This window comes from Rhodococcus sp. MS13, from assembly GCF_013277835.1.
GTDB classification, from domain to species: Bacteria; Actinomycetota; Actinomycetes; order Mycobacteriales; family Mycobacteriaceae; genus Rhodococcus_F; species Rhodococcus_F erythropolis.
In genome coordinates this window covers 443,753-458,525 of record NZ_VBTL01000004.1, presented here as the reverse complement: position 1 = coordinate 458,525, position 14,773 = coordinate 443,753, and the positions used below count along the sequence as shown (strand labels likewise).

General features: G+C 59.9%; 15 protein-coding genes. 12 read left to right on the top strand and 3 right to left on the bottom strand.

Going from position 1 to position 14,773, the window contains the following annotated elements; all coding sequences use genetic code 11:
- Positions 1-51 precede the first annotated feature (51 nt).
- The 12 genes from FEZ59_RS10545 to FEZ59_RS10490 all read left to right on the top strand — a co-directional run bounded on the left by FEZ59_RS10545 (position 52) and on the right by FEZ59_RS10490 (position 11,371).
- Positions 52-1,572 carry an AMP-binding protein gene (locus tag FEZ59_RS10545; protein ID WP_029256300.1) on the top strand — a complete coding sequence of 507 codons (1,521 nt, stop codon included), beginning with the start codon at positions 52-54 and terminating at the stop codon, positions 1,570-1,572.
- A gap of 205 nt (positions 1,573-1,777) precedes the next feature.
- On the top strand, positions 1,778-3,157 hold the full coding sequence (locus tag FEZ59_RS10540; protein ID WP_172932616.1) for an MFS transporter: 1,380 nt from the start codon (positions 1,778-1,780) through the stop codon (positions 3,155-3,157).
- Between the two features lie 136 nt (positions 3,158-3,293).
- Positions 3,294-3,836, top strand: coding sequence for a VOC family protein (locus FEZ59_RS10535; protein ID WP_020909194.1), 543 nt, complete (start codon positions 3,294-3,296; stop codon positions 3,834-3,836).
- A gap of 2 nt (positions 3,837-3,838) precedes the next feature.
- Complete coding sequence (locus FEZ59_RS10530) at positions 3,839-4,603, top strand: SDR family NAD(P)-dependent oxidoreductase (RefSeq protein ID WP_019745367.1); 765 nt, start codon at positions 3,839-3,841, stop codon at positions 4,601-4,603.
- Complete coding sequence (locus FEZ59_RS10525) at positions 4,593-5,513, top strand: 3-keto-5-aminohexanoate cleavage protein (protein ID WP_019745366.1); 921 nt, start codon at positions 4,593-4,595, stop codon at positions 5,511-5,513. The genes FEZ59_RS10530 and FEZ59_RS10525 overlap by 11 nt, the downstream gene beginning before the upstream one ends.
- Positions 5,514-5,571: 58 nt before the next feature.
- Positions 5,572-5,928, top strand: a complete 357-nt coding sequence (locus FEZ59_RS10520; RefSeq protein WP_127160019.1) for a hypothetical protein — start codon at positions 5,572-5,574, stop codon at positions 5,926-5,928.
- Complete coding sequence (locus FEZ59_RS10515; protein WP_020909192.1) at positions 5,928-6,362, top strand: hypothetical protein; 435 nt, start codon at positions 5,928-5,930, stop codon at positions 6,360-6,362. Before FEZ59_RS10520 ends, FEZ59_RS10515 begins: the two co-directional genes overlap by 1 nt.
- Positions 6,359-7,354, top strand: coding sequence for a dihydroxyacetone kinase subunit DhaK (locus tag FEZ59_RS30020; protein WP_029256297.1), 996 nt, complete (start codon positions 6,359-6,361; stop codon positions 7,352-7,354). The genes FEZ59_RS10515 and FEZ59_RS30020 overlap by 4 nt, the downstream gene beginning before the upstream one ends.
- Before the next feature lie 29 nt (positions 7,355-7,383).
- On the top strand, positions 7,384-8,016 hold the full coding sequence (gene dhaL, locus FEZ59_RS30015) for a dihydroxyacetone kinase subunit DhaL (RefSeq protein ID WP_020909190.1): 633 nt from the start codon (positions 7,384-7,386) through the stop codon (positions 8,014-8,016).
- Positions 8,013-8,906 (top strand): 3-keto-5-aminohexanoate cleavage protein, encoded by an 894-nt coding sequence (locus tag FEZ59_RS10500; protein ID WP_020909189.1) that lies wholly within the window; start codon positions 8,013-8,015, stop codon positions 8,904-8,906. The genes dhaL and FEZ59_RS10500 overlap by 4 nt, the downstream gene beginning before the upstream one ends.
- On the top strand, positions 8,899-10,629 hold the full coding sequence (locus tag FEZ59_RS10495) for an IlvD/Edd family dehydratase (RefSeq protein ID WP_029256295.1): 1,731 nt from the start codon (positions 8,899-8,901) through the stop codon (positions 10,627-10,629). The genes FEZ59_RS10500 and FEZ59_RS10495 overlap by 8 nt, the downstream gene beginning before the upstream one ends.
- Positions 10,616-11,371 (top strand): SDR family oxidoreductase, encoded by a 756-nt coding sequence (locus tag FEZ59_RS10490; protein ID WP_007732761.1) that lies wholly within the window; start codon positions 10,616-10,618, stop codon positions 11,369-11,371. Before FEZ59_RS10495 ends, FEZ59_RS10490 begins: the two co-directional genes overlap by 14 nt.
- A 5-nt stretch (positions 11,372-11,376) precedes the next feature.
- Here the strand turns inward: FEZ59_RS10490 and FEZ59_RS10485 are convergent, their stop codons facing one another.
- The 3 genes from FEZ59_RS10485 to FEZ59_RS10475 form a co-directional block, all read right to left on the bottom strand.
- Positions 11,377-12,162 carry an IclR family transcriptional regulator gene (locus tag FEZ59_RS10485; protein WP_019745363.1) on the bottom strand — a complete coding sequence of 262 codons (786 nt, stop codon included), beginning with the start codon at positions 12,160-12,162 and terminating at the stop codon, positions 11,377-11,379.
- 92 nt (positions 12,163-12,254) lie between these two features.
- The gene (locus FEZ59_RS10480) at positions 12,255-13,796 is read right to left on the bottom strand and encodes an alpha/beta fold hydrolase (RefSeq protein ID WP_242459771.1); all 1,542 of its coding nucleotides are present in this window, start codon (positions 13,794-13,796) and stop codon (positions 12,255-12,257) included.
- A gap of 99 nt (positions 13,797-13,895) precedes the next feature.
- Positions 13,896-14,711, bottom strand: a complete 816-nt coding sequence (locus tag FEZ59_RS10475; RefSeq protein ID WP_019745361.1) for a MerR family transcriptional regulator — start codon at positions 14,709-14,711, stop codon at positions 13,896-13,898.
- Between the last annotated feature and the right edge of the window lie 62 nt (positions 14,712-14,773).

Sequence of the window (14,773 nt, the reverse complement as noted above, 5' to 3'; positions counted from 1 at the left end):
TCACGGCTCCCGGCGTGCATCGCGCCGGGAGCCCCGCCCCGGAGGCTCCCCATGCGTTTGACCGACTATCTCGACAAGGGAGCCTCTCTTGGTTCCACCGCACCGTGTTTGACGATGGGGGAGCGCACTCTCTCCTACAGTGAGGTGCAACAGTTCAGCCGACGCTTCGCAGCTTCGCTCGCTGCTTCGGGCATCGCGGCGGGCGAGAAGGTCGCGATTCTGTCCGGCAATGACCCGATCTCGTTCTCCTGCGTATTCGGTATCAGTAGGGCTGGCGCGGTCTGGTGCCCGATTAACCCTCGCAACGAAGCTGCGGAAAACCGAGACCTGTTGGATCTGTTCGATTGTCGTGCTCTCTTCTTCCAGAAGTCCTATGCGCCGCTCGTCGACCAGATCAAGGACGCGCTTCCACAGTTGGTGACGCTCGTCTGTATCGACGGCGAATGGGATTCGGCACAGTCCCTCGAAAGCTGGCTCGGGGAAGAAGAACTCGACGCCGCGGCGCCCGGCGACGTCACCATGCTGGTCGGCACCGGTGGTACGACGGGCCGCCCCAAGGGCGTGATGTTGACCGGGCACAACATCGAGACGATGACCGCAATCACTTTGATGAGTTATCCATTCGAGGGGCGCCCGGTGTATCTGGCGTTGGCGCCGTTGACTCACGCCGCCGGTGTTTTGTGCTTCCCGATCATGGCCCTCGGCGGCGAAGTGGTGATCATGCCGAAGCCCGATCTCGGGTACTTCCTCGCGAACGTTCAGAAGCACAAGGTGACTCACACCTTCCTGCCGCCGACGCTCATCTACATGTTGCTCGAGCACGAGGACCTCGCGGTAACGGATCGTAGCTCGCTGCAGTGTTTCTGGTACGGCGCGGCACCGATCTCCCCGACCAGGCTAGAGGAGGCGATCGACAAGATTGGACCGGTCATGGCTCAGCTGTTCGGGCAGAGTGAAGCCCCCATGATGATCTCGACGATGTCACCGAAGGAGCATTTCGGCCCGGACGGCACTGTCGCAACGTCACGACTTTCGTCGGCGGGTCGACCTTCGCCGCTGGTGACCGTGGGGATCATGGATGACAAAGGCGCGCTGCTCGGACGTGGCGAGCGTGGTGAGGTGGTGATTCGCAGTTCATTGGTGATGGCGGGTTATTACAAGAACCCCGACGCAACCGCGGAAGCGTCAGCCCACGGCTGGCATCACACCGGCGACATCGGGTACCTGGACGAGGACAATTTCCTGTTCATCGTCGATCGTGCGAAGGACATGATCATCACCGGCGGTTTCAACGTCTATTCGGTCGAGGTGGAGCAGGCACTCATGGCGTATCCGGGGATTCAGGACTGCGGAGTGATCGGGTTGCCGGACGACAAGTGGGGCGAACGTGTTGTGGCAGTGGTGCAGCCACACCTCGGCGCAGACATCGACGGCGCCGAGGTGATGGCTTTCGTGAAGTCTCGCATCGGAAGTGTGAAGACTCCGAAGCAAGTCATCGTCTGGGACGATCTACCTCGCTCCAAGGTCGGCAAAGTTCTCAAGAACGAGATCAAGAGCGAGCTGACTGGCTGAATACCCCCGGAACGCCTATGTTTCACCGCGCGGAGTGCCTGTCGAAACCGACAGGCACTCCGCCTTCTTGTCACCGCGGCCGGTCGATTGCTCACGAATCGAGTACCGATCATCGGGAATCGTGTCTGTGAAGTTCGAATCGCGACCCGCATCGTCTCTGTGTCAGCCATCACAATGATGTGTTCGAATGAGTACGAGGTGAATCATGCGTCACGAAAGAACAGTCACCGAGCAACTTCCCCTTCCGGCCAGGACCGTCCGGAAGGTCATGCTCCGCTTCATGCCGGTCATCGGATTGGCATACATCGTCCTGTATCTCGACCGATTGAACATCGGCGTTGCAGCATTGACGATGAACAAAGAACTCGGAATATCGGCCTCGATGTTCGGGTTTGCGGCCGGAATCTATTTCTGGAGTTACACGATCTGCGAACCCCCCAGCAACTACATCCTCACAAAGGTCGGTGCGCGGCGCTGGATCACACGAATCATGATCACGTGGGGCGTGGTCACCATCGGAACCGCGTTCGTTCAGGGTGCCAGCGGATTGGTGGCAGCACGATTCCTGTTGGGTATTGCCGAAGCAGGCTTTTCGCCCGGCATGCTGTTCTTCGTCTCGAAGTGGTTCCCGAATCGGGATCGAGGCAAAGCAATGGCGTGGATCGTGACCTTCATCTGTATCTCCGGCCTGGGTACTCCGATCACCACACACCTGATGGCTATCGACGGCTTTCTCGGGCTTTCCGGATGGCGATGGGTATTCATTCTCACCGGCGTCCCCGCCGTGGTCATGGCGTTTGTGATCTACAAGGTTCTGCGGGACAAGCCTTCCGAGGCGGAGTTCCTCTCCGAGGAAGAACGCGGTTGGCTCGCCGATACGCTCGAGTCGGAGGCGCAAGAGCGCGAAGCGGTCGTCGGTAAGCACAGCTTCCTCCAGGGACTCGTGCACCCACGAGTACTGGTGTTGATCGCCGTGTTCATCTGTTTCACCTTCAGCCTCAACGGTTTCCAGATTTGGATGCCGCAGATTTACGCGCAATTCGGGATGAGCACCAATCAGATCGGATGGGTTGCCGCACTACCTGCACTGATTGCGATCGGACCGATGATCTGGTGGACGCGCCATTCGGACCGCGCCGGAGAGCGCCCCGTGCACTTCGCCATCGCCGCATCGGTCGCAGCACTCGGTTTTGCTATTGCTGCGCTGTTCTTCACCACACCGGTTGTCGCCATCGTCGGATTCTGCATCGCCGGGATCGGTCTCTACAGTTCGATGAGCATCTTCATCACCATGCCTTCGAGCTTCCTTACCGGCGCTGCCTTGGCGGCAGGTTTCGGTGTCATCAACGGAATGGGTAACCTCGGAGGCTATTTCGGTCCACAGGTCACCGGCTGGATCAAGGACGCGACCAACAGTTTCACACCGGCAATCGGGGTGTACTCCGCGGTGCTGGCGACGGCAGCATTGATCGTGCTGCTGCTCAAGGTGATCACCAGAAAGGCCGACAAGGCCAACGCCCAACTGACTCTGGATTACCGGGCGGAGCGCGACGCCGGAACCTTGGTTGCACCTGAGCAGGTTTGAGCCGAGTCTCGGCCCGGAAGATTCCCGATCAACGGGAATTCTTCATTCTTCAGGCGAGCATGCGCAGGACATCATCACTTATCAGGATCACAGTCGTCGACCGTGGTTTCGTCGGCAACGAACAAACGAGGACTTCGTGAGTAGATACTTCGGGCCTTTGCGCCAATTGGGTTTTGTGGTCAACGACATCGACAGTGCGCTGAAGCATTGGATCGACGTTGTCGGCGTTGGCCCCTTCTTCTTCGTGGAGGACCAACCGTTGAACGACTTCGTCTTCCGTGGCAAGTCGAGTGCGCCTCGATTCAGTGTGGCGCTCGCGCACAGCGGAAGCGTGCAGATCGAGCTGATTCAACAACACAACGATGAGCCGTCGGCATTTCGCGAGTTCGCCGATCGCGGGCTCGAAGGACTTCAACATGTTGCCTACTGGACAACGGATTTCGATCGATATATGGAGGAATCCAAGAACCGAGGGCTCGTCGAATTGCAGAGTGGTAGGTCCGGTAGTGGCGCTCCGGACGAGCGATTCGTGTACTACGAGGACGGCCCGTATCCGGGAACAGTCATCGAAATCTCGGAGGTCAGCGGAAGGAAGGGTGATCTGTTTCGCGCAGTCGAGGCTGCATCGAAGGAGTGGGACGGGTCGAATCCCATTCGCGACATGAGGAAGGTGCTGTAGTCGTGAGTAGGAAGGTAGCGATCGTCACTGGTGGCGCATCGGGGATCGGCCTGGCAACGTGCAAACGATTCGCCGACTTGGGTTGGAATGTCATCTCTGCCGACCTGTCGCATACATCCGGAGACACTGCGCCAGAACCAGATACACGGACAGTCGGCGTTCGAGTGGATGTCACCGATGAGGGGGATATCCGACGGCTTCGCGACGTCGCCGAAAAGCTGTTCGGTCGTGTCGACACGGTTGTGACCTCGGCGGGAACCGCGGACAACGCGCCGATCCGGCACACCACACCCGATCGATTCAGGCGAACCCTCGAGCTGAACCTCGTTTCCACGTTTGCGGTGGTCAGGGAGTTCGTGGATCTGCTCGCCGGAGATGGCGGCGGATCGGTGGTGACAATTGCCTCGGTTTCCGGCCTACGCGGCAGCGTAGACCGTGCCGCGTATTCCGCCTCGAAAGGTGGCGTGGTCGCGTTGACCACACAACTCGCGATCGAGCTCGCCGGCGAGGGGATCCGAGTCAATTGTGTTGCACCGGGTTCGACGCGGACACCGCTTGCAAGTCGGGCCCAGAGCCCTGAAATGCAGAGCGCCATCTTGCAGTCGATCCCGTTGAGCCGTTACGCGGAGCCGGCTGAGATTGCCGAAGTCGTGACCTTTGTCGCTGGTCCCGGCGCCGGTTTCGTGACGGGTCAGACGTGGACGGTCGACGGAGGTCAGTCGATGACAGCCGGTTGGAATCTTGCGAAGGAGCGACATGACTCTTGACGCAACGTCCAATACAACGGAGAAACCGGTAATCATCGGAGTGCACGTCAACGAGAACACCATGCGCGCACCCAATCCCCACATTCCGTGGACGCCCAGCGAAATAGCCGACACTGCTCGCGCTTGTGAGGATGCGGGGGCGTCGTTGATGCATTTTCACGGTCGAGCCGTGGACGGCGGCGTGGATCACTCGGCGGCGACCTACGGAGAGATCGTCGAGCGGGTTCGGGCGGTATCGAATCTGCTGCTTGCGCCGTCGATGGCCAATGTTCCCGGCTACACGATAGATGAGCGGCTGTCGAATCTTGCCCCGAACCAAAGTGATCCGAAACGACGTTCCGACTTCTTGGTCGTCGATATGGGCTGTGCGGCGATGGACTTGATCGATGCGACGACAGGCTTGTTCGCAACCGATTCCAGGGTCTTCGTCAACGACACTCGAACACAGATCGAGTTACTTTCGCGCGCTGGTGAATTGGGTCTGGTGCCGTATCAGACGTCATTCAACGTGAGTTGGACGCGCGCGATCTTCGCCCACGCAAGGGTGCGGAATCCGTCGTCACCATTGGTGATCGCTTTCATTCTCGGTGGTGACGAGTTTCCGGCTGCACATCCGGCGACAGCAGCAGGGCTACGTGCGCAACTGGACCTCCTGCCGACTGATCTTCCAGTGGAGTGGATCGTCTCGGCCTACCGAGGCAATGTTCTTGCAGCAGCGGAGGAGTCGATCAAGCGCGGGGGCCATGTAGCAATCGGTGCCGGTGACTACCACTACGAAGAACTGGGATACCCCTCCACACCTGATCTGGTCGCCGAAGTTGTTTCGATCGCTCGGCGGTACGGGCGTGAACCCGCAAGTCCTGATCAGGCACGTCGAATTCTAGGGGTGGATGTCCATGCGAGTAGTTGAAACCGAAGGTGCCGAACCTACTTTGGTTCATTCCTCTAACGGAAAGAGAGTGTGGATCATGGATTCGATTGCGTTTGCTTCCTCGGCTCAGGCCGGTGATGTGATCGTGACCGGATCACACGGAGGGACGAGTGCTGGAGAGTACGCCGTCGGGTTCGGGGTTCGTGTTGTGGTGTGCAATGACGCCGGCATAGGGAAGAACAAGGCAGGAATCGCAGGTTTGGCTGCGATCGACGCCCAGAAGATCGTCGGCATTGCAGTCGGACACGAGAGTTCGCGTATCGGAGATGGCAAGGACGTGTGGGAGTGCGGCATCGTGACGTATGCCAATCCGACTGCAGTCGCAGCGGGTGTGCGTGTGGGCAGCCGCGTTTCCGAAGAAGTGCTGGCACTGATAGAGAGGAGCGTCGACTGATGTTTCGGAACATTGTCGGTGTGGAGAACGGTAGACAGATTGTCGTCATGGACAGTATGTCGCAGATCGAACGGTCGGACCGCGACCGCATCGTCGTTGCGGCATCCAACGGCGGTCAAGAGTCAGGGCGGATGGCGATTGCGACGGGCTGTGCGTTGGCTGTGCTGAACGATGCCGGAATCGGCAAGGACAACGCGGGGATCATCGGAATCGTCCGCATGGGAGATTCGGGACTTGCCGGCGTAGCGGTCAGTCACGACTCTGCCGAGATCAGCAATGGAATGGATATGTGGCACAACGGAACTGTTTCGTATGTCAACGAGCCCGCAGCGGCGGCTGGGATACGGGTCGGTGACAACGTTCGCACGTGTGTGAGTGCGTTTGCGGTTCGCTTCCCTGTCGGCCCAATGTCGGCGTCCGAGAGTTCGTCATGATCGGCCATGTGGTCAACCGGCCCGAGGATGTAGTCCGCGAAGCGCTCGAAGGACTTCAGATCCTGCACCCGGAAATGCTCTCCTACCACCGAGATCCATTGTTTGTGACTCGCGCGGTTGTCGCCCGAGACAAAGTTGTGTTGGTCTCAGGTGGCGGGGCCGGGCATGAGCCGTTACACGCGGAGTTCGTCGGATCCGGCATGTTGGACGCCGCAGTTCCTGGGTCGGTCTTCGCCAGTCCCACAGCCTTTCAGATCCGTGCTGCGGTCAATGCTGTCGAGACCGGACGGGGTGCACTTCTCATCGTGAAGAACTACACCGGAGACAAACTGAATTTCTCGATCGCGGCCGAGTTACTCGGAACTGAGCGGCAAGTGGAGATCGTGATGGTCGACGACGACCTCGCGACGACGACTGCAGACGAGGGTGGACCTGGACGTCGTGGTACCGCTGCGGTAATCGCCGTGGAGAAGATTTGTGGGGCGGCCGCGGAACGGCACTGGGCGCTTTCCGAGATCGCTGACCTGGGGCGCCGGGTGGTGGCGGCGTCGGCGACGTTGGGTGCAGCTTTCCGCTCGTGCACGGCTCCCGGACAGGATCGTCCGTCCTTCGAACTGGCGCCGGGGGAGATGGAGTTCGGCATCGGAATCCATGGCGAGCGTGGACGTGAGACGCGTCCGACGGTTCCTGCCGCCGAACTCGTGGCGCAGTTGTCGGAGCCGATCCTCGATGCTGTCGGGGTGGAGCGCGGGGATGGTGTGATAGCGATAGTGAATGGGCTAGGGGCAACCCATGGACTCGAATTATCGATTGCCACTGCAGAATTGAAGTCTTTCCTCGGGGATGCCGGTATCGGTTTGGATCGGGTGATTGCAGGTTCTTTCGTCACTGCATTGGATATGCACGGGCTCTCTATCACCCTTCTCCGTTCGACCGAGGAGTTTCTGGATCTTTGGGATGCAACGGTACGCACTCCCGCACTCGCTTGGTAACTCGAATATGCACTACTGAAAAGAGTTTCATGATGACAACGTTGAGCGTTGGGGACACTCGGGCGTGGATCGATCGATTTGCCGACGCCGCCGAAGATCAATTCGATTCCCTCACAGATTTGGACCGGCTTGTCGGAGACGGCGATTTCGGAATGAATCTGCGGACGGGCCTGCGAAGTGCGGTGCAACGACTTCGTTCCGACCCGCCGACCAGTCCTGGTGAAGTGTTCGCCCGTACGTCGGATGCGTTTCTCGGCATCGGTGGGACAAGCGGACCACTTCTCGGTCTGTGGTTCGGCCGGATCGGAGCAGTCTCTGGAGTTGAAGTGACCGCAACAGACTTGGCTTCTGCCCTAGGTACGGCGACAGCTGCGGTGCAGCGTCTCGGCAATGCCCAGGTGGGTCACAAGACCATGGTCGACGCCATGGTCCCCGCAACCAGCGCATTGACCGAGGCGGCAGTCAGCGGGGCAACCTTGTCTGCTGCCTTGAGCTCTGCGGCCACGGCTGCGAGGCTCGGCGCCGAATCGACTCGCGCGATGCTCGCCCGCCGCGGACGCGCGACCTACGTGGGAGAACACGCCAGGGGCGTCGAGGACCCTGGGGCATCGGCGATTGCCATGTTCTTCGCCGCATCCAGCTACAAGAGCGTTCCGGCATGAGCGATCTGCGAGACAAGGTCATCGTCACAGTTGCCCCGACGGGTGGCTTCCTCACTGTTGCCGACAATCCGTTCATTCCGACTCAGCCTGAGCAGATTGCGGCGGATGTGGCACGCTGCCACAGCGCTGGAGCCAGCGTGGCAGCACTTCATGCTCGACGACCGGACGATCAAGCGACCTGTGATGCCGCAATCTATCGGCGGATGAATACGCTTGTCCGCCAAAGCTGCGACATCGTGATCAACAACTCGACCGGCGGCGGAGTCAACGGTGACATGGTGAGTGTTCGCAGTGACGGAACGCGCGTCGTGGACTGGGACGCGAGGCTGCAGGGCCTGCATGGCGGAGCAGACACATGCACGCTCGATGCCATCACGGCCTATGTGACATCACCGGTCGGTGAGGTACTGATGGACACGCCGCCCAGTCGTGCCGCCGAACTGGCAGCGTCAATGCGCGAACTAGGAATCAAACCTGAATGGGAGGCCTTCAGCCCGTCACATCTGCTCCAGGAGATACGTACGTTGACCGAAGAGCAGCCTGGCCCGCACCTCGTCAATCTTGTACTGGGACTTGATCGAACTTTTCAGAATGCGATGCCGTACTCCCCGCAGATCTTGCAGCAGATGGTGGAACACCTACCGGAGAAATCGGTCTTCTCCGTGAGCATCAGCGGGCCAGATCAACTGCGTGGTCTGACTCATGCACTCGTGCTCGGTGGGCACGTGCGTGTGGGAATCGAAGACTATCCGTTTCTCGCGAATGGGGAGCCGGCCGAGAACGTTCGTTTGGTGGAGAACATCGTCGACATCGTCCAGCGACTCGGAATGCAGCCTGCAACACCTGGGGAGGCAAGGGCAATCCTTGGTTTGGAGGGTTCGGATGAGTAGAACACCGACGAGTAGAACACTTCGCTCGCAGGATTGGTTCGGAGGCAATGATCTCAATGCATTCATCCACCGCTCGTGGATGAAGAACCAGGGTATCCCTGATCGGATGTTCGACGGCCGACCGGTTATCGGTATCTGCAACACGTATTCCGAGCTCACGCCGTGCAACGCTCACTTCAGAGATCTGGCCGAGCAGGTGCGACTGGGTGTCATCGAAGCGGGCGGATTTCCAGTTGAGTTTCCGGTGATGTCATTGGGTGAGACGATCATCCGCCCCACCACGATGCTCTATCGGAACCTCGTCAGCATGGACGTGGAGGAGTCGATTCGAGCCAATCCGATCGACGGCGTCGTACTGCTCTGCGGCTGCGACAAAACCACCCCGGCGCTGGTAATGGGCGCAGCCAGTTGTGACCTTCCCACCATTGTCGTATCCGGTGGGCCCATGTTGAACGGCCGCCATCAAGGTAAAACTGTCGGATCTGGAACCTCGGTGTTCGAGATGAGTGAAGCAGTGCGAGCGGGGTGCATGAGCGAATGTGAGTTCAGAGCAGCGGAATCGGCGATGTCTCGATCGCCTGGTCACTGCAACACTATGGGCACCGCGTCGACGATGGCTTCGATTGTCGAGACTTTGGGCCTCACGCTGCCCGGTAATGCTGCGATCCCGGCAGTGGATTCACGGCGACGTGTACTTGCACGCGACAGCGGCGTGAGAATCGTGGAGATGGTCGTCGAGAACCTGACGATGTCTTCGGTCGTCGACCGAAATTCATTCGAGAATGCGATCAAGGTGAACACGGCTATCGGTGGGTCCACCAACGCTGTGGTGCACTTGCTTGCCATCGCCGGGAGGCTGGAAATTCCCCTCGAACTCAGCGATTTCGGGGAGCAGAGTCGTGACGTTCCCCTGCTGGTCAACCTCATGCCTTCGGGTACCTATTTGATGGAAGATTTCTTCTACGCAGGCGGACTGCCCGCGGTGATCGCCGAGCTCGGAGACATCCTCCATCTGGATGCCGCCACGGTTACCGGAAAGACTCTCGGTGAGAACAACTCCGGCGAAACGATTTGGGATGACGACGTAATTCGTAGCACGGCGGCACCGTTGCTGGAGCAAGCCGGCATAGCGGTATTGACCGGCAATCTCGCGCCGAACGGTGCAGTGATCAAGCCGTCTGCGGCGTCGCCCGAGTTGCTCAGCCACGTGGGTCGTGCGGTCGTGTTTCACGGAATGGACGACTTCTCGGCGCGCGTCGACTCGCCGGATCTCGACATCGAAGCCGACGACGTCATCGTCCTCACCGGTGCTGGGCCGAAGGGGTTTCCGGGTATGCCAGAGGTAGGTAATCTGCCACTCCCTCGAAGGCTGCTCGAGCAGGGTGTGCGAGACATGGTCAGGATCTCGGATGCGCGAATGAGCGGAACAGCCTTCGGCACAGTCGTTTTGCACGTTGCGCCTGAAGCGGGAGCCGGTGGGCCTCTCGGCGCGGTCAGGGATGGTGATTTGATCGAGTTGGATGTTGCTCGTGGAGTCTTGCGTGTACTCGTCGACGACGACGAGCTGGCCAGGCGTCTCGAGGCGTTGCCGCCACGCGTACAAAAGAGTACGAGTGGGTATCAACGACTGTTCGTGGATCATGTGATGCAGGCCGACCGCGGAGTCGATTTCGATTTCCTGGTGGGCAGGCGTGGAACGGAGGTACACGGTGACAATCACTGAGCGTGTCGGCCGAGTCGTGGTCGTGACCGGTGCAGGGTCGGGACTCGGCCGCGCAATGGCCAGAGGTCTACTCGATGCAGGACACCACGTTGTATTGGCTGGTCGAAACAGCGTGAGCTTGGAAGCGACAGGTGGGGGTCACGAGCGTGCAGTGGTAATTCCCGCTGATGTTTCCTCGCCCGAATCGGTTCACCGGTTGTTCACATCCGTGACTGAGCGTTTCGGCAGACTCGATGTGCTTGTCAACAACGCAGGGACATTCGGGCCGTCGGGGAGTGTGGACGAGATCGATCCTGAAGCGTGGAACGCGACAGTCGCAGCCAATCTCACCGGCGTATTCCTTTGTGCGCGTGAAGCGATTCGTATCATGAAAACACAGGATCCGAGGGGAGGCCGGATCATCAACAACGGGTCGCTCTCCGCTCACACGCCCCGGCCTGACAGTGCCGCCTACACCGCGACCAAACACGGTGTGTCAGGTTTGACGAAGTCGATCTCTCTCGACGGCCGAGAATTCGACATCTGTTGCAGTCAAATCGACATCGGCAATGCGGCAACTGACATGACAGCCGGAATCGGCCACTCGGCACGACAAGCTGACGGCACCACCAGGCCCGAGCCGACATTCGATCCTCGTCATGTCGCGAACACCGTTGTGCAACTGATAGATCTACCACTCGACGTGAATGTCCCGACTCTGACGATCATGGCAAACCGGATGCCGTACGTCGGGCGCGGTTGACGGCGTCAGCGTCGTTGTAGGACAGGGCGGACGACGGACTGGGCGCTCGAGAGATCGCGTGAGATGGCGATTGCCGTCGTCCGCACCGCCGCGTCGATACGGGTCAGATTGATTCGGCCTGCCATACCGGAAATGGAGATGGCGCCGAGGACGTCTTCGTCCGGGCCGAATATTGGTGCTGCGGCGCCGACGATCCGGGGAAATGCTTCCTGGCGGTCGAAGGCGACACCACGCTTGCGAACACGATCCAGTTCTCGGTGGAAGAGTTCGGGGTCGGTGATGGTGTTCTCGGTGTGTGCTTCGAGGACAGTGGGCATCGTGAAATCCCGAGAGTTGGTGAACGCCAATACTGCTTTGCCGGAACAACTTGCGTGTGCAGGCCACCGACCACCGATTTGCTGCGGAAGGCGTGGTCCGTCGTCGCCACGGAAGACATCAAGGTAAACCACGTCGAAACCGTCCAATACAGCGAGTCCCACGTTGTGCCCCGTTGCTTCACGCAAGGCCGAAAGGTGGCGCCGCGCTGCTTCGCGGAGGTTTCGCTGCCGTGGAACAGATTCGCCGATCTCGAACAGGAGGAGACCCAAGCGGTAGTTGGTTCCTTGCCGTTCGAGCAACCCGACTCGGACGAGATCGTCGACCATTCGATACACCGTTGTTTTGGCCATGCCTGTCCGTCGAACAAGCGCGGCTGCGCTGAGAACGCCTGAGCTGTCACGAAAAGTCTTCAGGATCTCGGTGGAACGACCAATTGCGGAAACCTCGCCATCGGCCCGATGAATGGGACTCACCGAACTATTCTGTCTGCCTGATGCGCGATTGTCGAGGGGCAATCGCGCATCAGATCACGCAGGTCTTCCGGTGATGGGATCGCCGGATATCGTCACGACTCGCACACCACGTCTTCGGCGGGCAGTGAGCCGTCGAGCAGGTACGAGTTGACGGCGGCGTTTGCGCAAGTATTCGCGTAGCCCGGGAACACCGCATGAGTGCGGCCTGGAACTGTCACGAGCCGTGAGCCTTTCATCGCTTCATGCATGCCGAGGCCTTCGTCGTACGTCGTGCGGGTGTCACCGGTTGCCTGGATCTGCAATGCCGGAACGTTGTTGTCGATGTCGATCCGCTTCAGGGCCTCACTGCGCCAGAACGCGCAGGGCATGATCGTGTTGTGCGTGCCGGCGAAGATCGGCTGATCACCACGGTGCTCCTCCAACTTGTTGCGATACCACGCGGGATCGCTCGGCATCGACACGTCTCCGCAGACAATGGCGATCGTTCCGGCATAGTCAGGGCCGGTCCCCAATTCGGTCTGGAACCATGCCTGCATCAGTCCCGTCAGCTGGGGATGGATGTTCTCGACGGTCCTGCCGGCGGCGAGTTCGCGCAACTGAACCAATACCTGCGCGAATGCCTCGCTTTCCTTTTCGGTGTCCCCGGTTCCGTTGACGTACATCAGGAATGGAAGGACGTGATCGTCGACGGCGTAGTCACCGATCTGAATCGGAGTGGTGGCCGCGTCCGAGATCAGCTTCTCGATGAGGGCGCGAACTTCGGCGGGCGTCGATCCGAGTGCATAGGTGGAATTGCGTTCTGCTGCCCACTGCGAGAATTCGTCGATCGCTTTCTCGTTGGCCGGGCCCATGTCCTGGAACATCTCGTATCCGTATTTCTTCGGGTCCGGTGCACTGTCGAGAACCACACGGTCGATCCTGTCTGGGAACATTTGAGCATAGGTCGCACCAAGATATGTGCCGTACGACCACCCGAAGTACGACGCCTTCTCCTGGTCGAGGGCGCCACGAATCACGTCGAGGTCGCGGGCGATGTTCTGAGTATTGATGTGCGGCAGATAGTCCGGGTACTTGTCCCAGCATGTGTCAGCGGCCTCGCGTGCGAGCGCAACACTTTCGTTCCACCCTTCCTCTGTGGTACCCGGTGAACGCATCCATGTCATCTGCTCGACGCCGCAGTCGATCGGCGTGCTCTTGCCGAGCCCTCGGGTGTCCATGCCGATGACGTCGTATGCCGCTGCGACTTCCGGTGTCATCCCGGCATTCAGAATCTCGGGCAATCCCAGTCCTCGGCCGCCCGGGCCACCAGGGTTGGTGAGCAAGATCCCGCGTCGCTGTGCAGGGTCGGTGGACGCGACCCGCGAGATCGCCACTTCGATCGTCTTGCCGTCAGGGGCGGAATAGTCCAAAGGTACTGTGACCATGGCGCAGTCACTTGCCGTCGATGTTCCGGTGTCTGTGGCGCATGGCCCCCATTCGACATCCTGGTCGTAGAACGCGCTGAGATTCGATTGTGGATCTTCCTGCGGAGCAGCAGGATCCGAGCACGCCGCCAGTGCAGGTACTGCGAGTGCGGCGGCGGCGATTGTGGTAGCCAGCCACTTTCGTGGTCGAGGCGTGCGTGATCTGGGCATGATGGATCCAGTCATTGTCGTGTCGTGTCCTTGTTTCGAGCCCATTTTCGGGCAGCGTTGATCACCCCACTTCCGATGTGGGGATTCAGTGGCGGAGTTTCAGGGTCGAGACTGGCGGGCAGCGAACTCGGCCGCTACAGCCTTCGCGAATCTTTCCTGGGTCGGGGTTCTTCGATCTGCTTGGTGCTCGCGCAGCACCGCTACCAACCGGGTGGGTGAAGGGCGTTCCGGTGCGGCCTGTTCAGGAAGCACTCTCTCGGTGAAATCGCAGAACTGAATGGCAAGGGCCGCAATCGTGTCGGCGTCCGCCGGAGCGTCGGTGAGGGCGTACATGCGAGTAATCAATTCGATTGCCTGCTTGCGGTTCGGCTTCGCCAACGCCCGGCGGTGTGCGCTCAGGAGTGAATCGCAGACTTCGGGATCACCCCCGGAGACGGTGAGCGCGAGAATCAGGAGTTCGCGCTCGTTGTCGATCCACGCTGTCGGTGCACCGGCAACGACGTACTGTGCGAGCACTTCCGAAAACGCGTCGGGTAGTTCGGGATCGGCGTTGCGGCGTAGCGACTCGATGTGAGCACGTTGAACCGCGATCTGTTCGGCCTTGGCTGCCAGTTCCTTGTCGAGTGCGTCGAGTGCGGACCGGGTGTCGTGAGCGTCGCCGTCGAGCAGTTCGGCGATCTTGGCAACAGGAATCCCCAGATCGCGCAGGCGGCGGATGCGGCTCAGTCGTGCCAGGTCCACCGCCCGGTACATGCGGTAGCCGTTGGGTTGGCGTTGTGGTTCTTCGAGAAGCCCGTTCGAGTGGTAGTAGCGCACGGATCTGACGGTGGTGCCGGCCAGATTCGCCAGCTCGCCGATGGTCATCATCGCCTCGCCCTCCCGTTTGTCGATTCGGATTTCGTCTGTGGAAACCATTCTCCAACCCTGACGCGGCGTCAGGGTCAAGGTGCGCGCCGGAGAACGTGACCGTTGACATG